The sequence below is a fragment of the Amycolatopsis sp. NPDC004625 genome, assembly GCF_040609695.1.
Lineage (GTDB): Bacteria > Actinomycetota > Actinomycetes > Mycobacteriales > Pseudonocardiaceae > Amycolatopsis.
Genome location: NZ_JBEXKX010000001.1, coordinates 317,506 through 338,068, shown reverse-complemented (window position 1 = coordinate 338,068; position 20,563 = coordinate 317,506). Strand labels below are relative to the sequence as shown.

General features: G+C 71.6%; 22 protein-coding genes. 8 read left to right on the top strand and 14 right to left on the bottom strand.

The features are described 5' to 3' along the window. Positions 1-19: 19 nt before the first annotated feature. From ABZW17_RS01575 to ABZW17_RS01560, 4 genes are read right to left on the bottom strand one after another with little or no spacing between them, the layout of a single operon-like run. Positions 20-853: a carbohydrate ABC transporter permease gene (locus ABZW17_RS01575; RefSeq protein WP_354808504.1), complete on the bottom strand. Its 834-nt coding sequence runs from the start codon at positions 851-853 to the stop codon at positions 20-22. Beyond that, the gene (locus ABZW17_RS01570; RefSeq protein WP_354808502.1) at positions 853-1,755 is read right to left on the bottom strand and encodes a sugar ABC transporter permease; all 903 of its coding nucleotides are present in this window, start codon (positions 1,753-1,755) and stop codon (positions 853-855) included. Before ABZW17_RS01570 ends, ABZW17_RS01575 begins: the two co-directional genes overlap by 1 nt. Beyond that, positions 1,752-3,017: an extracellular solute-binding protein gene (locus ABZW17_RS01565; RefSeq protein WP_354808500.1), complete on the bottom strand. Its 1,266-nt coding sequence runs from the start codon at positions 3,015-3,017 to the stop codon at positions 1,752-1,754. The genes ABZW17_RS01570 and ABZW17_RS01565 overlap by 4 nt, the downstream gene beginning before the upstream one ends. A gap of 18 nt (positions 3,018-3,035) precedes the next feature. After that, positions 3,036-4,205: an ROK family transcriptional regulator gene (locus ABZW17_RS01560; RefSeq protein WP_354808498.1), complete on the bottom strand. Its 1,170-nt coding sequence runs from the start codon at positions 4,203-4,205 to the stop codon at positions 3,036-3,038. A gap of 76 nt (positions 4,206-4,281) precedes the next feature. Between ABZW17_RS01560 and ABZW17_RS01555 the strand changes: the two genes are divergently transcribed. From ABZW17_RS01555 to ABZW17_RS01545, 3 genes are read left to right on the top strand one after another with little or no spacing between them, the layout of a single operon-like run. Continuing rightward, positions 4,282-6,378, top strand: coding sequence for an alpha-galactosidase (locus ABZW17_RS01555; protein ID WP_354808496.1), 2,097 nt, complete (start codon positions 4,282-4,284; stop codon positions 6,376-6,378). 30 nt (positions 6,379-6,408) lie between these two features. Then, positions 6,409-7,353 carry a D-glycerate dehydrogenase gene (locus ABZW17_RS01550; RefSeq protein WP_354808494.1) on the top strand — a complete coding sequence of 315 codons (945 nt, stop codon included), beginning with the start codon at positions 6,409-6,411 and terminating at the stop codon, positions 7,351-7,353. After that, positions 7,350-8,465: a glycerate kinase gene (locus tag ABZW17_RS01545; RefSeq protein WP_354808492.1), complete on the top strand. Its 1,116-nt coding sequence runs from the start codon at positions 7,350-7,352 to the stop codon at positions 8,463-8,465. Before ABZW17_RS01550 ends, ABZW17_RS01545 begins: the two co-directional genes overlap by 4 nt. Positions 8,466-8,599: 134 nt before the next feature. On the opposite strand, the gene ABZW17_RS01540 is transcribed toward ABZW17_RS01545, so the two are convergent. After that, complete coding sequence (locus tag ABZW17_RS01540; protein ID WP_020644357.1) at positions 8,600-8,893, bottom strand: iron-sulfur cluster biosynthesis family protein; 294 nt, start codon at positions 8,891-8,893, stop codon at positions 8,600-8,602. Positions 8,894-8,969: 76 nt separating this feature from the next. After that, positions 8,970-9,380 carry a hypothetical protein gene (locus tag ABZW17_RS01535; RefSeq protein WP_354808490.1) on the bottom strand — a complete coding sequence of 137 codons (411 nt, stop codon included), beginning with the start codon at positions 9,378-9,380 and terminating at the stop codon, positions 8,970-8,972. Positions 9,381-9,525: 145 nt separating this feature from the next. On the opposite strand from ABZW17_RS01535, the gene ABZW17_RS01530 reads away from it, so the two are divergent. The 4 genes from ABZW17_RS01530 to shbA all read left to right on the top strand — a co-directional run bounded on the left by ABZW17_RS01530 (position 9,526) and on the right by shbA (position 11,789). Beyond that, on the top strand, positions 9,526-10,005 hold the full coding sequence (locus ABZW17_RS01530) for a GtrA family protein (protein WP_354808488.1): 480 nt from the start codon (positions 9,526-9,528) through the stop codon (positions 10,003-10,005). 60 nt (positions 10,006-10,065) lie between these two features. Then, positions 10,066-10,410, top strand: a complete 345-nt coding sequence (locus tag ABZW17_RS01525) for a DUF202 domain-containing protein (protein ID WP_354808486.1) — start codon at positions 10,066-10,068, stop codon at positions 10,408-10,410. Between the two features lie 172 nt (positions 10,411-10,582). Continuing rightward, positions 10,583-10,879, top strand: a complete 297-nt coding sequence (locus tag ABZW17_RS01520) for a DUF202 domain-containing protein (RefSeq protein ID WP_354808484.1) — start codon at positions 10,583-10,585, stop codon at positions 10,877-10,879. A gap of 253 nt (positions 10,880-11,132) precedes the next feature. After that, positions 11,133-11,789: an RNA polymerase sigma factor ShbA gene (gene shbA, locus ABZW17_RS01515; RefSeq protein ID WP_354808482.1), complete on the top strand. Its 657-nt coding sequence runs from the start codon at positions 11,133-11,135 to the stop codon at positions 11,787-11,789. 34 nt (positions 11,790-11,823) lie between these two features. Here shbA and ABZW17_RS01510 read toward each other — a convergent pair whose 3' ends face one another. The 3 genes from ABZW17_RS01510 to ABZW17_RS01500 are packed head-to-tail and all read right to left on the bottom strand — an operon-like array spanning position 11,824 to position 13,996. Then, positions 11,824-12,675 carry an amidohydrolase family protein gene (locus ABZW17_RS01510; RefSeq protein ID WP_354808480.1) on the bottom strand — a complete coding sequence of 284 codons (852 nt, stop codon included), beginning with the start codon at positions 12,673-12,675 and terminating at the stop codon, positions 11,824-11,826. After that, a complete protein-coding gene (locus ABZW17_RS01505) occupies positions 12,672-13,640 on the bottom strand; it encodes an aldo/keto reductase (protein WP_354808478.1) in 969 nt (322 codons plus the stop codon). The genes ABZW17_RS01510 and ABZW17_RS01505 overlap by 4 nt, the downstream gene beginning before the upstream one ends. 5 nt (positions 13,641-13,645) lie before the next feature. Next, positions 13,646-13,996, bottom strand: coding sequence for an L-rhamnose mutarotase (locus ABZW17_RS01500; RefSeq protein WP_354808476.1), 351 nt, complete (start codon positions 13,994-13,996; stop codon positions 13,646-13,648). Between the two features lie 81 nt (positions 13,997-14,077). On the opposite strand from ABZW17_RS01500, the gene ABZW17_RS01495 reads away from it, so the two are divergent. Next, positions 14,078-14,800: a FadR/GntR family transcriptional regulator gene (locus ABZW17_RS01495; protein WP_354808474.1), complete on the top strand. Its 723-nt coding sequence runs from the start codon at positions 14,078-14,080 to the stop codon at positions 14,798-14,800. Between the two features lie 112 nt (positions 14,801-14,912). Here the strand turns inward: ABZW17_RS01495 and ABZW17_RS01490 are convergent, their stop codons facing one another. From ABZW17_RS01490 to ABZW17_RS01470, 5 genes are read right to left on the bottom strand one after another with little or no spacing between them, the layout of a single operon-like run. Continuing rightward, a complete protein-coding gene (locus ABZW17_RS01490) occupies positions 14,913-15,926 on the bottom strand; it encodes an ABC transporter permease (protein WP_103350214.1) in 1,014 nt (337 codons plus the stop codon). Next, entirely contained in the window at positions 15,923-17,446 is a 1,524-nt protein-coding gene (locus tag ABZW17_RS01485; RefSeq protein WP_354808472.1) for a sugar ABC transporter ATP-binding protein, read from the bottom strand. The genes ABZW17_RS01490 and ABZW17_RS01485 overlap by 4 nt, the downstream gene beginning before the upstream one ends. Continuing rightward, complete coding sequence (locus ABZW17_RS01480; RefSeq protein ID WP_354808470.1) at positions 17,443-18,483, bottom strand: sugar ABC transporter substrate-binding protein; 1,041 nt, start codon at positions 18,481-18,483, stop codon at positions 17,443-17,445. The genes ABZW17_RS01485 and ABZW17_RS01480 overlap by 4 nt, the downstream gene beginning before the upstream one ends. 36 nt (positions 18,484-18,519) lie before the next feature. After that, positions 18,520-19,266 carry an SDR family oxidoreductase gene (locus ABZW17_RS01475; protein ID WP_354808468.1) on the bottom strand — a complete coding sequence of 249 codons (747 nt, stop codon included), beginning with the start codon at positions 19,264-19,266 and terminating at the stop codon, positions 18,520-18,522. Next, positions 19,259-20,563, bottom strand: coding sequence for an enolase C-terminal domain-like protein (locus ABZW17_RS01470; RefSeq protein WP_354808466.1), 1,305 nt, complete (start codon positions 20,561-20,563; stop codon positions 19,259-19,261). The genes ABZW17_RS01475 and ABZW17_RS01470 overlap by 8 nt, the downstream gene beginning before the upstream one ends.

The window sequence follows — 20,563 nt, the reverse complement described above, 5'->3', positions numbered from 1 at the left end:
CCGACCCTACGGCGTGGGCCTACTCCTTGAGCCCGCTCGCCGCGATCCCGCGGACGATGAACCGCTGGGCGACCAGGAACATCGCGACCAGCGGCGCGATGGTGACCAGAGCGCCGGCGAACAGCGCCGGCAGGTTGACCGACTGCGCGGTCAGGAACGTCGAAAGGGCGATCTGCGCGGTCCACGACGACGGGTCCTGCCCGATGACCAGCGGCCACAGGAACGCGTTCCAGCTTTCGATGAACATCAGCGCGCCGAGGGACGCGATCATGCTGCCCGAGTTCGGCAGCACGAGACGCCGGTAGACGCCGAGGTAGCCGAGCCCGTCGAGCCGCCCGGCCTCTTCGATCTCGGCCGGGAACCGCAGGTAGAAGTTGCGGAACAGGATCACGGTGAACGCGCTGAACAGGTTCGGCGCGATGATCCCCCACTCCGTGTCGACCCCGCCCATCGAGCCGACGACGACGAACGTCGGCACGAACGTCACCGACTGCGGGATCATCAGCGTGACCAGCACGTACGTGAACACCGCACGCCTACCCGGGACGTTGATCCGGGCCAGCGCGTACCCCGCCATCGAGCCGAACAACGTCCCCACCGGCGCCGTGACGATCGCGACCAGGAACGAGTTCCCCAACGAGTGCGCCATCGGCACCGACGCGTCGGCGAACAGGTCGCCGAAGTTCACCCACGAGAGGGGGTCCGGCAGCCAGGACCAGTCCGGCGAGCTGACCTGCTGCCGCGTCATCAGCGCGTTGCGCAGCATGATGTAGAACGGCAGCAGGAAGACCACCGCAAGCACCGAAGCGAGGACGTACTTCGGCGCCTTGCGAGGCGCGGTCAGGACGGCCATCAGTCCTTCTTCCCGAAGCCGACGAACCGGCCCTGCAGCAGCGTGATCACGACGATGATCACCGTCAGCAGGAACGCGCCCGCCGAGCCGACGCCGTAGTTCTGGTCGCCGAGCGCGGAGTCGTACAGGTAGACCAGCGGCGGCTTCACCGGCGCGGTCGCGGTGCCGGAAAGCCCGGTGCCGAACAGGTTGTAGAACTCGTCGAACGCCTGGAACGCGGCGATGAGAATCAGCAGGAGCACCGCCACCGACGTGTTCCGCAGCTGCGGCAGCGTGATGTACCGGAACGCCTGCCACTTGGTCGTGCCGTCCAGCTCGCCCGCCTCATACAGGGAAGGCGGGATCGCCTGCAGCCCGGCCAGGAACAGGATCATGTACAGCCCGACCTGCAGCCACAGCCGCAGCGTCACCACGGCGACCCAGTACACCGGCGGGCTCGTCGTCGACAGCCACGGCACGGGGTCGGCGCCGAACAGCCCGCCGACGACGTTCGCGACCCCCGACGGCAGCCCGTCGAACAGGGCCATCTTCCACACGAGCGCGGCGACGACGTACGACACCGCGGCCGGGACGAGGAACACCGTCCGGAAGAACGCCTTGCCGCGCTTGATGCTGTTGATCAGCACCGCGAGCCCGAGCGAAGCGACGAAGGTGATCGGCACGATGAAGACCGTGAAGACCGCGATCGTCGTCAGCGACGTCAGGAAGGCGTCGTCACCCAGCAGGAACGCGTAGTTGTCGAGGCCGATCCAGTTCCCGAGCGTGATGGTGCCGCGGGCGTCGTTGAAGCTGAGCAGGAAGCTCCACGCGATGGCGACGTACTTGAACAGCCCGAGCCCGATGACGACCGGGCCGGTGAGGACGGCGAACGCGCCGATCGCCCGCCAGTCGCGACGCTTCATGCCAGCTGCTTGTCGACTTCGGCCTGCGCCTTCTTCGCCGCGTCGGCGAGCTCGGCGGCCGGGTCGGCCTGCCCGTTCGCGATCTTCGTCGCGGCCTGCAGGAACAGCGTCGCCGATGCCTTGTTCCAGAGGCCCGAGTAGGACTTGCCGAACTGCTGCGAGATCGTCACGGCGTCCTTGGCGGGCCCGCTCGCGAACTCGGTGGTCTGCGCGGCGACCTCCTTGCGGGCCGGGATGTGGAAGCCGTACTTGACGCACCAGTCCTTCTGCAGGCCGGCGTTCTTGATCCACAGCCAGTCGATGAACTTCTTGACGGCGTCGAGGTTCCGCGATTTCGCGTTGGCCAGCTGGTACCAGCCGCCGACGCGGGCGACCTGCTTGCCGCCGTCCCCGAACTTCGGCCACGCGACGACGCCGAAGTCGTCCCCGAGGGCCTTCTTGACGTCCGGCAGGGACCACAGGCCGCCCCACTGCATGGCGGTGGCGCCGTTGGCGATGGCGCCGGGGTCGGACCAGTCCGTCGGATAGCCCTGGAGCAGGCCGCCGGTGTCGTGCAGCTGCTTGAGCCCGCCGATCGCGGCGATCGCCTCGGGCGAGGCGAAGGCGACCTTCCTACCGCTCGCGTCGAAGAAGTCCCCGCCGGAGGACCAGAGCAGCAGCGTCGCCGCTTCGCCGACGCCGTCGGTGCCGACGTACAGGCCCTTCTGCTTGCCGCTGGTCAGCCTCCGCGTCGCTTCCAGGAGGTCGGCGAACGTCCGCGGCGGCTGGACACCCGCGGCCTGCAGCGCGCTCTTGCGGTAGTACAGCATCATGACGTCGTCGATCATCTTGACGCCGTAGACCTTGCCGTCGACGGTCACCGTGTCCAGCGCGGCCGGGCTGAAGTCGCCCTTGACCGGGCCGACAACGTCGTCAAGCGGCGCGAGCAGGCCGTTCTTGACGTTCTGGTAGCGGAAGTCGCCGAGCTCGAACAGGTCCGGCGCCTGCGCGGTGAGCATCGCCGAGTTCAGCTTGGTCTCGTAGTCGCCGGCGATCCAGCTGACGTTGATCGCGATGTCCGGGTTGGCCTTGGTGAACTCCTGCGCGTACCGCTGGACCGCCTGCTGCGTCCCGGATTCGCCGTACGCGTGGTACCACTGCTGCAGCGTGACCTTCGCGCCCGAAGCGGAGGCGTTCTTGTTCAACGGGTCCGAAGTGCAGCCGGCGAGGGCCGCTCCCCCGGCGAAGAGGACGGAACCAACCAGGAAGCTTCGGCGATTCATGGGGCTCACAGGGACTCCTTAGACGCTCTCGGCGACGAAAAGGCTTTGGATGGCGACGGCGGCCGCGCCCCGCGCCCACTCCTCGAACGGCAGCGGCCGGATCACCAGGCCGCACCGGGCGGCGCTGCCGAACGCCTGGACCGCGAAGGTCCGGCGGATCTGCTCCTCGAACAGGTCGTAGGCGGCGACGCCCTCGCCCGAGACGACCACGCGTTCCGGGCCGAACAGGTTGACCAGCGCGGCCAGCCCGAGCCCGATCGCGTGCCCGGCGCCGGCGAACACCCCGCGCAGCGGTTCGTCACCGCCGCGAGCGCGCGCCACGGCGTCTTCCATGGTCAGGGCGGGTTCCCCGGAGACGGCGCGAGCGTGGGTCAGGATCGCCTCGGTGGACGCGATCGCCTCGACGCAGCCCCGGCCGCCGCAGTGGCACGGCGGCCCGCCGTCGGCGACCGGGACGTGCCCGATCTCCCCGGCGACGCCGTGCGCGCCACGGACCAGGTCACCGCCGACGACCAGCGCGCTGCCGATCCCCGTGCCCACCGTGACCAGCGCGAACGACGACGCCCCGACCCCTTCGCCGAACCACTGCTCGGCGACGGCGAGGGCCTTGACGTCGTTTTCGAGGGTCACGGTCAAGCCCGTCGCGTCTTCGAGAAGGGAAGCCAGGGGCACGTCCCGCCAGCCGAGGAACGGCGAGTAACGGACGACGCCGGACGCCCGGTCGACGTCGCCGGACACCGCGACACCCAGGCAGTAGGCCCGCTCGCGGAGGTCGCCGGACAGCAGCTCCCCGACGAGGTCGGCCAGCGCGCGGACGACGTGCTCGACGTCGTGGCTCGTCAGGGCGTGGTGGGCGCTGGCCCGGACGTCGGCGCGCAGGTCGGTGACCACGCCGATCAGGTCGTCGCCGGTGATCTTGACGCCGACGAAGTACTCGCGGTCCGGGCGGATGGCCAGGGGGTTCGCCGGGCGGCCGGCGCCCGGGGCGGTGCGGCCTTCCGAGGCGAGTTCTTCGAGGTAGCCGGCTTCGATGAACGGCCGCGCGGCCTTGGTGACCGCGGCGGAGGAGAGCCCGGTGCGGCGGGCGACGTCGACACGGGAAACCGGCCCTTCGGTCAGGACCGTGGTGAACACGGTCGCGGCCGCGGGACTGGTGATCGGCGCCCTTGCCGGTGCACTGCGAGGCATGGCCGGAAGAGTAGGGAGATTTAATTAACTTCGTCAAGAATTTATTTTTCCGCTGGTCGGCTCTACGCTGTCGGGCATGCCGCTCGTCGAACACGACCCCGCGCACCGGCTCTGGCTGCTGCGCTCCCCCGAGAGCTCGTACGCCTTCCGGCTCGACGCCGACGACCGCCCGCGGCACGTCCACTGGGGCCCGCCGCTGACCCTGGAGCAGGCCACGCAGGTCGCCGCGCGCCGCAACCCGGCCGACAGCAGCTTCGACGAGCCCGGCGACGAGCGGCAGGAACTCCCGGCCGAGGGCGGTGCCTTCTTCGGCGTCTCGGCGCTGGCCGTGCGGTACGCGGACGGGACGTCGGCGCTCGAATGGCGTTACGAAGGCTTCGCGCTCGAAGACGACACGCTCGTCGTACGGCTCGCCGACCGGCACTACCCCCTCGAGCTGTCCCTGCACTACCGCGTCCGCGGCGACGTCGTCGAGCGCCGGACGTCGCTGCGGCACACCGGTTCCGGCGAGCCGATCGCGTTGCTGCGCACGGATTCCGCGTCCTGGACGCTCCCCCGGCGGGACGCTCCCCGGCTGACCCGGACGTCGGGTGCATGGAGCGCCGAGTACGGCGTGCTGCGCGAACCGCTGCCGGTCGGCGAAACCACGCTCACCAGCCGTCGCGGTGCCTCCAGCCACCAGGTCGACCCGTGGGTGATGCTCGACGCGGGCGACGCGACGGAGACGGCGGGCGAAGTGTGGAGCAGCGCGCTGGCGTGGAGCGGGAGCTGGCGGATCACCGTCGAGCGCACGCACACCGGCCGCGTCACGTGGACCGGCGGGTTCGGGCACGAGCACGTCACCTGGCGGCTGCAGCCGGGCGAAACGTGGGAGACGCCGGTGTTCGCCGGGCTCTACGCGGCCGACGGCTTCGGCGGGACCAGCCGGCGGTGGCACGCGTACGTCCGCGAGTTCGTCCAGCCGCACCCGGGCGAGCTGCGGCCGATCGTCTACAACTCCTGGGAGGCGACCGGCTGGGACGTCGACGAGAAGACGGAGACCGAACTGGCGGCCGCGGCGGCCGAGGTGGGCGCCGAGCTGTTCGTCATGGACGACGGCTGGTTCGGTGCCCGCAGTGGCGACACCGCCGGGCTCGGCGACTGGATCGCCAACGAACAGCGCTTCCCGGCCGGGTTGCAGCCGCTGGCCGACGCCGTGCACGCGCACGGCATGCAGTTCGGGCTGTGGGTCGAGCCGGAGATGGTCAACCCGGACAGCGACCTCTACCGCACGCACCCGGACTGGGTGCTGCACATGGCGAACCGCTCGCGCACGACGTTGCGCAACCAGCTCGTGCTGAACTTCGCGCGGCCGGACGTCGCGGACTGGGCGCACAAGTGGCTCGACCGGCTGGTCGGCGAGCACGGCATCGACTACCTCAAGTGGGACATGAACCGCGCGTTCACCGAGGCCGGCTGGCCGGACGCGGGGCCCGACGCGGCGCGCCTCTGGGTCGGCCACGTGCGGGCGGTGTACGCGATCCTGGACCGCCTGCGCGCGGACCACCCGAACCTGCGGATCCAGGGCTGCGCGGGCGGCGGCGGCCGCACCGACCTGGGCATCCTCGCGCGCACCGACGAGATCTGGGCGTCGGACAACACCGACGCCGCCGACCGGATCACCATCCAGCACGGCTACGGCCAGATCTACCCGGCCGGCACGATGTCGGCCTGGGTCACCGACAGCCCGAACCCGGCCACGCACCGGGAGGCCCCGCTGAGCTTCCGGTTCCACGTCGCGATGGCGGGTGTGCTCGGCCTGGGCGGCGACCTGCCGCGGTGGAGCCCGGCGGAACTGGCCGAAGCGGCTTCGCTCGTGGCGCTGTACAAGGAGATCCGGCCCGTGGTGCAGCACGGTGTGCTCTATCGGCTGGCGGATCCGGCGGTCTCGGCGCTGACGGCGGTGCAGTACGTGCTCGGCGATTCCGTGGTCGTGTTCTTCTGGCGGCGGCCCACGGAGTTCGCGCGGCCGTTCACCCCGCCGCGGCTCGCCGGGCTGGAGCCGGCCGGGCGGTACCGCGATCAGGACGGCGTCGTGCACCACGGGGCGGTGTTGCTGAGCCACGGGTTGGATGTCGATCTTCCGGGCAGCGGGTACGCGAGCGCGGTGGTGCGGCTGACGCGCGTGGGCTGAATTGTCGGTGGGGTGCCTTAGGCTGTCGAAGTGGCCAAGATCGCGGTGACCCGATGGATTCCCGACGACGCGGTGAAGCTCCTCGCCGAAGCAGGCGAAGTGGAGGTCTCCCCCGCCGATCGTCCGCTGACGCCTGCCGAACTGCACGAGTTCGTCGCCGGGGCGTCGGCGGTCGTCGGCATGCTGCACGACCGGCTCGACGGCGCGCTGGCCGACGCCGCCGGACCGGGGTTGAAGGTGGTCGCGAACGTCGCCGTGGGGTACGACAACGTCGATGTCCCGGCGCTGGCTTCGCGCGGGATCGTCGTCACGAACACCCCGGGCGTGCTCACCGACGCCACCGCGGACCTCGCCTTCGGGCTGCTGCTCGCCCTCACACGGCGGATCGGCGAGGGCGAACGGCTGCTGCGCTCGCGCACGCCGTGGTCGTTCCACCTCGGCTTCCTGCTCGGCTCCGGGCTGCAGGGCAAGACGCTGGGCATCGTCGGCTTCGGGCAGATCGGGCGGGCGATGGCGCGCCGGGCAGCGGCGTTCGGGATGTCCGTCGTCTACTCCGGACGGTCCAAACAGGACACCGAGGCCGAACACGTGTCGTTCGGGGAACTCTTGGCGCGCTCGGACGTCGTCTCGCTGCACTGCCCGCTGACGCCCGAGACGCGGCACCTCGTCGACGCCGCCGCGTTGCGCGCCATGAAACCGGGCGCGTACCTGGTGAACACGACCCGCGGCCCGGTGGTCGACGAAGCCGCGCTGGCCGATGCGCTGGAGGCCGGGGAGATCGCCGGCGCGGCGCTCGACGTGTTCGAGAAGGAGCCGGAGGTCGAGCCGCGGCTGCTCGACCGGGACGACGTCGTGCTGAGCCCGCACCTGGGATCGGCGACGGTCGAGACCCGGACGGAAATGGCCGTGCTGGCCGCGCGCAACGTCGTGGCGGTGCTCGCCGGGCGTCCGCCGCTGACGGAGGTGAAGCCGTGACCCGGGTCGTCATCGCGCCGGACAAGTTCAAGGGCAGCCTCACCGCGGTCGAGGCCGCGGCGGCGATCGCGCTCGGGGTGCGGGACGCCCTGCCGGACGCGGACATCGTCACCTGCCCGGTCGCCGACGGGGGCGAAGGCACCCTGGACGTCCTGGAAGCCGCGGGCGCGCGGATCGTGCGGCTGACGGTCCGGGGGCCGCTCGAAGAACCGGTCCACGCGCGCTACGCCGTGCTCGACGGCACGGCCTACGTCGAATCGGCGCGGGCGTGCGGCATCGAATTCGTCGACCCTTCGCCGGCGACGGCGCTGGCCGCGCACACCTGGGGCGTGGGCGAGCTCCTGGCGGACGCGCTGATCCATGGCGCGAAGGCGCTGGTGCTCACGGTGGGCGGCACGGCCAGCACGGACGGCGGGGCCGGGATGCTCGGCGCGCTGGGCGCGGGGGTGCTGGACGCGTTCGGCGCACCGGTCGGCCTGGGCGGCGGGACGCTGGGGCGAGTGGCGTCGGCCGAGCTCACACCGGTGCGGGAGCGGCTGGACGGTGTGCGCGTGGCGGTGGCGACCGACGTGACGAACCCGCTCCTGGGCCCGGAAGGCGCGGCGGCGGTGTTCGGACCGCAGAAGGGCGCGGGCCCGGCGGAGGTGGCGACGCTCGACGAAGCCTTGGGACGCTGGGCGCACGCGTTGCAGGTGGGCGGAGCACCGGACGTGGCGCGGGTGCCGGGAGCCGGAGCGGGCGGCGGGGTCGCGGCCGGGGCGATCGCGCTCGGGGCCCGGGTGGACTCCGGGTTCGACCTCATCGCGGGGTTGACGGGGGTCGACCGGGCCCTGGCGGGTGCGGACCTCGTGATCACCGGCGAGGGTTCGCTGGACGAGCAGAGCCTCAACGGCAAGGCGCCGGCGGGGATCGCCGAGCGGGCCCGGGGGATCCCGCTGATGGTGCTGGCGGGGCGGATCGAGCTCGACGCCGCCGGGTTGGCGCGGCTGGGGGTGGTGGGGAGCAGCGCGTTGATCGACCACGCGCCTTCGCTGGACTACGCGCGGGCGCACGCGGGGGAACTGCTGCGGGCCCGCGCGGCGGAGCTGGTGCGCGCGTGGCGAGAGGGGTGACGGCGGCACAGGATTCGCTCTGAGGCCAGGGGGCCGCCCCCGTGGGACGAGCACTCACGGATGCGCCGGTTCGCCGTGGCGCGCGAGCGGACGGGCCTTGCGCACCCGAGGAGCGAAAGGCCCGTCCGCCGCGGTCAGCTCGTGTGCTGGGGCAGCACGGCGAAGGCCACTCCGCCCGCTTCGTCCTCCTGGACGTCCAGCACCTTGTCGTCGAGCAGGGCCGCCGCCTGGGGTTCGAGGAAGACCTTCGGGCCCTCCTCCGCTCCCAGCACGCTGTCGCCTTCGGCCGGTTCGGGGGCGACCGACAGGGCCAGCTGGGCGCTCTCCCCGTCGGCGTTCTGGACCGCCAGGCGCAGCCCGGCGTCGCCCTCTCCCTGGCTCGTCAGTGCGGTGATCGCCTCGGCGGCGGCTTCGGTGACGGTCAGCATCTTCGGCCTTCCCTTCGTCGCGGTCCGATGCAGCCCCACGCTAGGGGCGTCCGAACGGGTGTGCAGGCTGAGCGGATCAGCCCTGCCGGGACGCGCGGATGGCGTCGGCCACCGACTCGCCCGCGTAGATCGCCTGTTCGCCCCGGTCCGGGCCGGTGTGCCGCTGCGGCACCGTGTCCTCCGGCACAACCGGCTCGAAGTCGGCCGGGGCGTCCTCGATCGTCTCGTCGAGCTCCGCCGCCGGGGTCGCCGCCAGCGGACGCTCCGGGACCGGCTCCGGCTCGGTGTCCGGGACCTCTTCGGACAGCCGTTGCGCCATGGGCTCGCCTTCGCGGATCTCCCGGGGCGTGGTGCCGAAGCGGTTCGCGGCGCTCCAGTGCTCGGGCGGCTCGACGCCTTCTTCGAGCGGGTCCACGCGCAGCTCGTCCTCGTCCAGCGCCTCGCTGGGGCTCAGGCCTTGCGGTTCGGCCGAGTCACGGTCACTCACAGGTGTCTCCTGGCGTCGGAAATGTCGTCTCCGGTGACCTACCCCGCTGGTCGGGGCGGCGAAACCCTGCCGTGTCGCGGGGATCACATTTCTTCAACGGGTTTAACACATTCACAAGTTTGTGAATGCAGGGTAGGTTGGGATCATGGCCACCACCAGGTGCGCACCGGATCGCCGGCTGCTCGCCACCGACCCGGACCGCCACCACGAGCTCGGCACGCACGCCGCGTGGTACGTGGTGGCCGGCGTGGTCACCACCGGCCTCCAGGCCGCACTGTTCCTCCTGCTGCGCGACGAGCTCGGCTCCCAGATCGCGAACCTGGTCGCGATCGCGCTCACGACGGTCGGCAACACCGAGTTCCACCGCCGCGTCACCTTCGCCGGACGGCGCAGCAACGCGGGCAAGCGGCACCTGCAGGACCTGCTGACGTTCGCCTTCTACGCGGGCTACGGCTCGGCGGTGCTGGCCATCCTCGACGCCGTCGTGGACCGGCCGACGTCGTGGGAGGAGACCGGCACGCTGCTGCTGGCCAGCCTGGTCGGCGGGTTCGTGCGGTTCGCGGTGCTGCGCTGGTGGGTCTTCGCGCACCAGACGGAACCGGCCGCGGCCGCGCACACCGGCTGACACCGCGCCTCGGCCACCGAACCCGGCCACGGCCGCCGCCACCGGCTAGCGTCTGCAGCCGTGGCCGATGACATCAAGCCCCACGGGGGCGGCGCCGAACCGGACTACCGGTTCACCCTGGCCAACGAACGCACCTTCCTCGCCTGGCTCCGCACCGCGCTCGGGCTGCTCGCCGGCGGCGTCGCCGTGCACCAGCTCGTCACCTCGGCCGCCGGGGCCGTGCTCGCGGGGCTTTGCGTCGCGCTCGCCGCCGTTCTCGCCGCGACCGCCTATCCGCGGTGGCGGCGGGTGCAGGTCGCCATGCGGGCCGGGGAACCACTGCCGCCGAGCCGGATGATCCTGGTGCTGACCGGGGGCCTGCTCACCCTCATCGTCGCCGCGGCCGTGTTGCTGGTGGTCTCGTGAGGGACAACCGACCGCAGCGGACGGTGACGACCTCGGACCCGGGCGCCGCCGCCCGGGACACCCGGCAAGACGGTCCCGCGGCCACCGCCGCGCCGGAACGTCAGCCGCGAATACCGCTCGTTCGCGATTATCGCGACGTCATAAGTGCCGTCACGAACCTGGGGATCCGACCTTGACCGCCCCCGCCGGCGCCCAGGCCGAACGCACCGGGCTCGCCTGGCGGCGGACCGCACTGGCCTCCGCCGCCTGCACCGTGCTGCTCCTGCACGCGGCCGCGCAGCACCACTGGGGCCTCTCTTTGATCCCCGTTCTGCTCGCCGCCGTTACATCTGCCCTGCTAGCGGCCATCGGCGCGGGACGGGAACGCGCCCTGCGCCACCCCGAGCCCGGTCCGCAGAGCCCGGCACTGCCCGCGATCGCGTCGCTGGCCGTGACCGCGACTGCTGCCTCCGTGGTCATCCTCCACTGACGGGTGAAGTCGGCACATCCTGAAACAGATTAATCGCAATGTGCGGCGCCTGGTCGCGGGAACATCACGGTCGCTCCTGCTAACGGGGTATTGGTCGTTGAAATCTGGACTGACCCGGGTGGAGGTGCTTACGATTACCCTGCGTCGCACGGAGCGCAGATCGGCCCGGATCTCCCGGAGTATCTGCGATGGAACAGTTACGGAGTGTTGAACCCCCGGCAGCGACGGTCGAGGGTCGGCCGGGGAGACGACCATGACAGCACCGCCGAGGACCACCGAAGAACCCGCTTCCGAGCTTCGCGATTATCGGACTCCCGAGCATCTGCCGCGTCCGGGCGGGCGGCTCACCAAGGAGGACCTCGACCCGCTCGTGAAGGACGCCGGCAGCGGGAACCCGGCCGCCATCCACTCGCTGCTCCAGATGATCGAGCCGGTGGTGGTCCGCTACTGCCGGGCCCGCATGGGCGGCCGCGACCTCTCCTACCTGTCGGCCGACGACGTCGCCCAGGAAGTCTGCCTCGCCGTCCTCAAGGCGCTGCCCGACTACCAGGACCGCGGCGGCTCCTTCCTCTACCTCGTCCACGCGATCGCCGCCAACAAGGTCGCCGACGCCTACCGCGCCGTCGCCCGCGACCGCTCCGAGCCCGTCCCCGAGCTCCCGGAGCGCCCGCTCCTGACCGGTAACGAGCCCGAAAGCCACGCCCTGCACCTGGACCTCGGTGCCCGGCTCGGCAAGTTGCTCGCGTCCCTGCCGCGGGTGCAGCAGGAGATCCTGACCCTGCGCATCGCCGTCGGCTTCTCGGCGACCGAGACTGCCGAAGCGCTCGGGATCTCCCCGGGCAACGTCCGCGTGACGCAGCACCGGGCCCTGACCCGGCTGCGCGGCATGATCCGCGACGAAGAGTTCTGATCAGACCACCCGAGCGGCGGGCGGGGACACCCTTTTACCCCCTGGAGGGGGTGTCCCCGCTCGCATCCAGTCCGTACACCGCACGGGCGTTGTGCTCGAACACGGCCAGCCGCTCCGCGTCCGACAGCGAGCCGGTCAGCGCGATCGCCGCGTCCACGACCACCTCGTAGGACGCCGCCAGTTCGCAGACCGGCCAGTCCGAGCCGAACAGCAGCCGGCCCGGGCCGAACACGTCCAGCACGTGGTCGACGTACCGGCGCAGGTGCCCGACCTCCCAGCCCGTCCAGTCCGCCTCGGTGACCAGCCCGGACAGCTTGCACACGACGTTCTCGTGCGCCGCCAGCGCGGCCACCCCGGACGCCCACGGCTCCCACTCCCCCGCCGCGATCGGGGGCTTCGCCGCGTGGTCCAGCACCAGCCGCAGCTCCGGCAGCCGCTCCGCCAGGGAAGCCGCCGCGGGCAGCTGGCCGACGCGCACGAGCAGGTCGTACGCCAGGCCCGCGTCCGCCACCGCCCGCAGTCCGGTCAGCACCGGCGGACGCAGCAGCCAGCCGTCGTCCGGCTCGGTCTCCACCTGGTGCCGGATGCCGGCCAGCGGCCCGTCGAGGGCGGCCAGCCGGTCGGCGACGTCCGGGGCCGCCAGGTCCACCCAGCCGACCACGCCCGCGATCACCGGCTCCGCCGCCGCGAGGCCGAGGAACTCCTCGGTCTCCTCGGCCGACGACACCGTCTGGACCAGGACCGTCGCGTGCACCCCGGCCGCTTCCGTCACCGCACGCAGGTCTTCGACGGTGTACGGGCGGCGGATCGGGTCGAGCGCGTCCCCCGCCATCCAGGGGTACGCGCGCCGCGCCGGGTCCCACAGGTGGTGGTGCGCGTCGATCATGAAACTCCCTCGGCGATGACGGCGTCGGCGCGCAGCAGCCCGGCGCCGACCAGCTCGGCCCACAGCTGCGGCGGCACGACGGCCCGCGCCCGCCGCGCGTTGACGCCGACCTGGTCCGGATCGTGCGCGCCGACGACCACCGACGCCACCGCGGGATGCGCCATCGGCAACGCCAGCGCGGCTTCCGGCAGCTCGACGCCGTGCCGCGCGCAGATCTCCGCGATCCGCCGCGCCCGCTCGACCAGCTCCGCCGGCGCCTCGGCGTAGTCGTAGACGCGCCCCGGTTCGGCGGTCGCCAGGATGCCGCCGTTGAACGCGCCGCCGACGACCACCGTGACGCCGCGGTCGGTGCACAGCGGGAACAGCTCGTCCAGGGCCGGCTGGTCGAGCAGCGTGTACCGGCCGGCCACGAGCAGGATGTCGAGGTCGGTGCGGCGGACGAACTCGGCGGGCAGCCGCGTCTGGTTCATCCCGGCGCCGAACGCGCCGATCACGCCCTGGTCCCGCAGGTCCCGCAGCGCCGGGAAGGCGCCGCGCAGTGCTTCGTCGAAGTGGTCGTCGGGGTCGTGGACGTACACGACGTCGACGCGGTCCAGACCCAGGCGGGTCAGGCTCTCCTCCAGCGACCGCAGGACGCCGTCGCGGCTGAAGTCCCACCGGCGCCTGTAGGCGGCCGGGACGGCGAAACCCTCGTCGTCCTGCTCGACGGCGCCGTCCGGGTTCGGCTCGAGCACGCGCCCGACCTTCGTCGACAGCACGTACTCCTCGCGCGGGAACGAGCGCAGCGCCGCACCGAGCCGGATCTCGGACAGGCCGAGGCCGTAGTGCGGCGCGGTGTCGAAGTAGCGGATGCCCTCGTCCCACGCGCGCCGCACGGTCGCGTGCGCCGTCTCGTCGCTGATCGCGTGGTAGAGGTTGCCCAGCTGCGCGCAGCCGAGACCGAGCGGGGACAGGGAGAGTTCCAACGCCGTCACTCCTTTTCCGGCAGTTCCCAGACCAGCCCGATGCCGCTGTCGTTGCCGGAGTAGTCGTCCTCGACGGCCAGCAGCTCGGCCATCCTGGCCTGCCACGGGACGTTCGCGGGGTGGTCCCGCAGCGCCGCCCGCATCGCCGCGTAGTCGTCGACTTCGACGACGTGGAAGAGGTCGAGACCGTTACGCCAGATCCGCCAGGTGCGGACGCCGGCTTCGCGCAACGCGGTGTCGAGCTCGGGCGGGATGACCGCGTGGACGGACTCGTACTCGGCCTCCTTGCCGGGTTTGAGCCGGGTGTGCAGAGCCACTCTTTTGGAGACACTGTGCGGTTCGCGTTGGTGGGTCATCACCACTCCTTGGCCGGGTCATGGCACGCTGGGGAGGAACAGGGAAACATCCGAGGTCTGTTGCAGGGAAGGGCGGACACCGTGCCCGTCACCGATGTCGCGATCGACAAGATCAAGGACATGATCATCTCCGGGGAGCTCGCCCCGGGCGACCGGCTGCCCAAGGAGGCCGAGCTGGCCCAGCGGCTCGGGCTTTCGCGCAGTTCCCTGCGGGAGGCCGTGAAGGCGTTGTGCCTGATCCGGGTGCTGGACGTCCGGCAGGGCGACGGCACCTACGTCACCAGCCTCGAGCCCAACCTGCTGCTCGACGCCATGACGTTCGTGGTCGACTTCCACCGCGACGACACCGTGCTGGACTTCCTGGCCGTGCGCCGGATCCTGGAGCCCGCCGCGACCGCGCTGGCCGCGCTGCACATGAGCGACGCCGACATCGCCGAGCTGGGCACGCTGCTCAGCGAGCTGGAGGACTCCCCGACCGTCGAGGCACTGGTCGCCAACGACCTGCAGTTCCACCGCAAGATCGCCGACGGCTCCGGCAACCCCGTGCTCTGCTCGCTGCTCGACAGCCTCTCCGGGCCGACCGCCCGCGCCCGGATCTGGCGCGGCCTCACGCAGGAGGGCGCGGTCGCGAAGACCCGCGAACAGCACACGGCGATCTACGAGGCCATCGCCGCGCGCGAGCCGGAACTGGCCCGCTCGTGGGCGACCGTGCACGTCGCGGGCGTGGAGCAGTGGCTGCGCAACGCACTGGGCACCGCGGACGACCCGACGGCCCCTGACGAACCCGCCGCCGAAGCCTCGTAGCACCACACTCCCCCTTCCCGCGGTCGTAAGTGGTAAGGCGGGTTCTAACCCGCCTTACCACTCACGACGAGCCGCGGCAGACTCGGAACGTCGGATCTTCACGGGGCGGGGGTCAGGTCTGGGGCTTTCCACCCGCGTACCGGGCGATGATCAGGGCGACCAGGATGATGGCGCCGTAGATCGCGCCCTGCCACTCCGCCGTGACGTGCGCGTAGTTGAGCAGGCTCGAAACCGACGACAGCAGCAGGACGCCGGTCAGCGCGCCGACCAGCGTGCCCTTGCCGCCGTCGAGCGAGACGCCGCCGATCACCGCCGCCGCGAACACCTGGAGGATCATGCCGGATCCCTGGTTCGCGCCCAAGGCCCCGACGTATCCGGTGTAGGCCAAACCACCGATGGCCGCCAGGATCCCGGCGACGACGAACACCGCCCACGCGATCCGGTCGACGCGCACACCCGCGGCCCGCGCGGCTTCGCGGTTGCCGCCGATGGCGTACAGCGCGCGGCCGACGCGGTGGTAGCGCAGCACCCAGCCGGCGACGGCGAACAGCAACGCCGCCAGCCACACCGACATCGGCAGCCCGGCGAACGTCGTCGTCGCGAGGTTGGTGAACGAGTCGGGCAGGTTGAACAGCGTCTTGCCCTTGGTCGAGCCGACCTGCACCCCGCGCAGCACGGTGAGCATCGCCAGCGTCACGATGAAGGCGTTCAGCTTCAGCTTCACGATCAGGAAGCCGTTGACGAACCCGACCAGTGCCCCGCACAGCGGGATCACCAGCAGCCCGATCGCGGCGGGCAGCTCGACGCCGAAGCCCGCCGAAGCCGCCGGGATCACGACCATCGCGCCCAGCGCCGGCGCCAGGCCCATCGTGGATTCCAGCGACAGGTCGAACTTCCCGGTGATCAGCACCAGCGACTCGCCCAGCACGACCAGCGACAGCGCCGCCGACGCGGTCAGGATGCTGACGATGTTGCTCCAGCCGACGAACGTGTCGTCGACCAGGCCGCCGATGACGAACACCACGACCAGGGCGGGCAGGAGCGCGAGTTCACGCAGCCAGCCGGCTTTGCGACGCCGTGGGGGCGCGGGCAGCTGCGTCTGCGGGGAGGTCATCACGTCGGTCACGAAAGCTCGACTCCTTCGATGTCGGCCACGAGGTCGCCGTCGGACCACCCGGCCTGGTGTTCGGCGACCACGGCCCCGGCGCGCAGCACCAGGACCCGGTCGCTCAGGCGCAGGTCGTCGAGCTCGTCGCTGACGATCAGCACCGCCTTGCCCTCGGCGCGCACCCGGTCGACGACCGCGAGCAGCGCCTCCTTCGACTTCACGTCCACGCCCGCGGTCGGGTTGATCAGCACGACCACCCGCGGATCGCCGATCAGGGCCCGCGCCAGCACGACTTTCTGCTGGTTGCCCCCGGACAGGTCCGACACCGGCTGGTCGGCGCTCGCGGCCACGATGTCGTAGTCCTTCAAGGCCTGCGACGCCTTCGCGCGCCGGGCGGTGGGCGAGGCGATCCCGCCGCGGCCCATCCGGTCCAAAACGGACATCGTCGCGTTGTCGGCGATCGAGTGCTCCAGCACCAGGCCCTCGTGGTGCCGGTCCCGGGGCACGCAGCCGATGCCCGCGCGCAGCGCCGCCGGGATGTCGCCCGGGCGCAGCGGCGAACCGTCGACGCGGATCGTGCCCGCCGACGGCGTCCGCAGGCCGTAGACCGTCTCCGCGACCTGGTGCTTCCCGCTGGCGTTGCTGCCAGCGAGCCCGACGACCTCACCCCGGCGCAGCCGGAACGAGACGTCCCGGAAGCCGTCGCCGGACAGCCCGTCCACCGAAAGGATCTCCGCGGCGTCGGCTTCCAGCGACTCCCGGGAGGCCGCGTCACGAACGGACAGACCACCGGGTTCGCCGGTCATCGCGTCGACCAGCTGTGCCTTGCCGACCTCGGCCACCGGCGCGGTGAGCACGTGCTTCGCGTCGCGCAGCACCGTGACGGCCTGGCAGACCTCGTACACCTCGTGCAGGTGGTGCGAGATGAACAGGAACGTCACCCCGCCCGCCTGCATCTGGCGCATCCGCTCGAAGAGCCGCTCGATGGCCTGGCTGTCCAGCTGCGCGGTCGGTTCGTCGAGGACGATGAACCGGGCGCCGTAGGACAGCGCCCGGGCGATCTCCACGAACTGCCGGTCCTCGACCGAGAGCTCCCCGGCCGGGGTGTCGACGTCGACGTGCACGTCCCACGAGTCGAGCAGCTCGCGGGCCTTGCGCCGCAACGACTTCCAGCCGATCGAGAACCCGCCGCCGGCCTGCCGGTTGAGGAACAGGTTCTCGGCCACGGTGAGCTGCGGGACGACCATCGCATGCTGGTACACGCAGGCGACGCGCGCCTTCCAGTCGTCCTGTTTGGACAGTGGCGGGGCCGGCTCGCCGCCGAACTCGACGTGCCCGGTGTCCGTGGCGGACAGGCCGGTGAGGATGGAGACGAGCGTCGACTTGCCGGCCCCGTTGCGCCCGACGAGCGCGTGCGACTCGCCGGGGTGCACGGTGAGGCTGACGTCGTGGAGCGCCACGGTCGGGCCGTAACGCTTTCCGACTCCTACGGCGCTGACCACCGGGACGGCGGATTCGCCGGCGGGCAGCGCGGTCACAGGTTGTTCCCCCACAGGGCCTTGTCGTCCACGTTGTCCTTGGTGATGACGGGCGCGGGCAGCTGGTCTTCGAGGATGCCGGGGCTGATCTCCACGATCGTGCTGCCGTGGTCGGTCGGCCCGGCCTTGAACGTCTCGCCCGCCATAGCCTTCTTCAGCCAGTACAGGCCGTACTTCGCGTACGCGTCGGCCGGCTGGGACACGGTCGCGTCCAGCTCGCCGGCGCGGATCGCGGCCAGCTCCTGCGGGATGCCGTCGTTGGACACGAGCACGATGTGCTTCGGGTCGCCGACCGGGAAGAACAGGTTCTTGCGCTTGAGGGCCTGCTCGGTCGGGGCCAGGTAGACGCCGCCGGCCTGCATGTAGACGCCCTTGATGTCCGGGTTCGCGGTCAGCATGCTGTCCAGGCCGGAGGACGCCTTGTCGGCCTTCCACTCGGCCGGGATCTCCAGCACCTGGATGCCCGGGTACTTCTGCTTCATGCAGTCGCGGAAGGCCTCCGAGCGGTCGCGGCCGTTGACCGAGGCGAGGTCGCCCATGATCTGCACGACCTTGCCGGACTTGACCTTCTCCCCGATCGCGTCGCACGCCTTGGTGCCGTAGGCCTTGTTGTCGGCCCGCACCACCATGGCGACCTTGCCGCTCTCGGGGGCGACGTCGACCGCGACGACCGGGACGCCCTTGTTCTCGGCCTGCTTGAGCCCGGCGACGATGGCCGCGGAGTCCAGCGGCGTCACGACCAGGCCCTTGACGCCCTGGTTGAGGAAGGTGCCGATGTCGGTGATCAGCTTCGCGGGGTCGCTGTCGGCGTTGACCGTCGGGAGGACGTCGACGCCCTCTTCCTTGGCCATCTTCGGCACGTAGTTGTTGTAGGCCTGCCAGAACGGCGAGGTCAGCAGGGGCAGCGTCGCGCCGACCTTGCCGCCCGCGCCGCCACCCGCCGCGGGTGCCGAAGCATTGTCCTTGGTGGACCCACAGGCGGCCAGTACCAGGCCGCAGGCGGCGACGGCGGCCACCTTGATCACCTTCGTGCGCACAGCATCCTCCTTGATGACGGCGGGGAATCAAGTCTTCTAGTCGTGGTGAACGGGGCCGCGAGGACGCAGGCCGTACATGCCGCCGTCGACCGCGAGCGCGGTGCCGGTGGTGGACGCGGAAAGCGGCGAAGCGAGGTAGACGACGGCGTTCGCGACCTCGTCCGCGGTGACCAGCCGGCCCATCGGCTGGCGGGCGGCCAGCGCCGCGCGTTCGGCCGCCGGGTCGTCGGCGGCGTCGAGCAGCCGGCCCACCCACGGGGTGTCCGCGGTGCCCGGGCACACGCAGTTGACGCGGATCCCGTCGGGCAGGTGGTCGGTCGCCATGGCCAGGGTCAGCGAGAGCACCGCGCCCTTGCTGGCCGAGTAGAGCGCGCGGCTGGGCAGGCCGGCCCAGGCCGCGATGGAGCAGGTGTTGACGATCGCCGCGGACGGCGAGTTCTTCAGGTGCGGCAGCGCGGTGCGCGCGAGCCGGACCATGCCGACGACGTTGACGTCGAACACGCGGTGCCACTCGTCGTCGTCGTTGGCCGTGACGTCGCCCTGCGCGCCGATCCCGGCGTTGTTGACCAGGATGTCGAGCCGCCCGAAGCGGTCCACGACGGCGTCGATCGCCTCGCGGACTTCCCGGTCGGAGGAGACGTCGCAGCGGAAGCCGCCTTCGTCCGGTTTCAGGTCCAGCACCGCCACCTGCGCGCCGCGCTCGGTCAGCAGGTCCGCCACCGCCTTGCCGATGCCCGAGGCGCCTCCGGTGACGGCGGCCACCAGGCCCTCGAATTCACTCACTTGCGGTCTCCGTCCACTCGGGACCGTCCGGGAACCGGAACCGGCGCAGCGTGGCGTCGTGCATGCGCGCGGAGAACCCGGGGGCGGTCGGGGCCAGGTAGCGGCCGCGCTCGACGACGGCCGGGTCGGTGAAGTGCTCGTGCAGGTGGTCGACCCACTCGATCGAGCGGTCCGCGTCGGTGCCGGACACCGCCACGAAGTCGAACATCGACAGGTGCCGGACGAGCTCGCAGAGCCCGACCCCGCCGGCGTGCGGGCACACCGGGACGCCGAACTTGGCCGCCAGCAGCAGGATGGCCAGGTTCTCGTTGAACCCGCCGACGCGGGCGGCGTCCAGCTGCAGCACCGAAATCGCGTCCGCCTGCAGCAGCTGCTTGAAGACCACGCGGTTCTGGACGTGCTCGCCGGTCGCGACCCGGATCGGCGCAAGCGCTTTCGCGATGGCCGCGTGCCCGAGGACGTCGTCCGGGGACGTCGGCTCCTCGATCCAGTACGGGTCGTACGGCGCGAGTTCGGTCATCCAGTCGACGGCGGCCCGGACGTCCCAGCGCTGGTTGGCGTCCACGGCGATCCGGACGTCCGGGCCGACGGTTTCGCGCGCCAGTTTCATGCGCCGGACGTCGTCCTCGAGGTTGCCGCCGACCTTGAGCTTGATCATCCCGAAGCCGTCCGCCACGGCCTGTTCGGCCAGCCGCACGAGCTTCGCGTCCGCGTACCCGAGCCAGCCGGGGGACGTGCTGTAGGCGCGGTAGCCGTTCGCCTTCAGCTGCTCCTCCCGTCCGGCCCGGCCGGGTTCCGCGCGCCGCAGGATCTCCAGGGCCTCGGCCTCGGTCAGCGCGTCGGTGAGGTAGCGGAAGTCGACGAGCGACACGAGCTCCTCGGGGGTCATCCGGGCCGCGAACTGCCAGACCGGCAGGCCGGCGCGGCGCGCGGCGAGGTCCCACGCGGCGTTGACCACCGCGCCGACGGCCATGTGCGCGACGCCCTTTTCCGGGCCGAGCCAGCGGAACTGCGAGTCGCCGACGAGCGTGCGGGACAGGTCGCCGAGCGCGACCGCGTCCGCCGGGACCTCCCGGCCGACGACGTGCGGGGCCAGCGCGCGGATCGCGGCGGCCTGGACGTCGTTGCCGCGGCCGATGGTGAACGCGAGCCCGTAGCCGTCCGGGCCCTCGTCGGCGTGCAGCACGACGTAGGCGGCGGAGTAGTCCGGGTCGGGGTTCATCGCGTCCGAGCCGTCGAGCTCCTTCGACGTCGGGAACCGGACGTCGAGGACCTCCATGCCGATGATCTTCGCCAT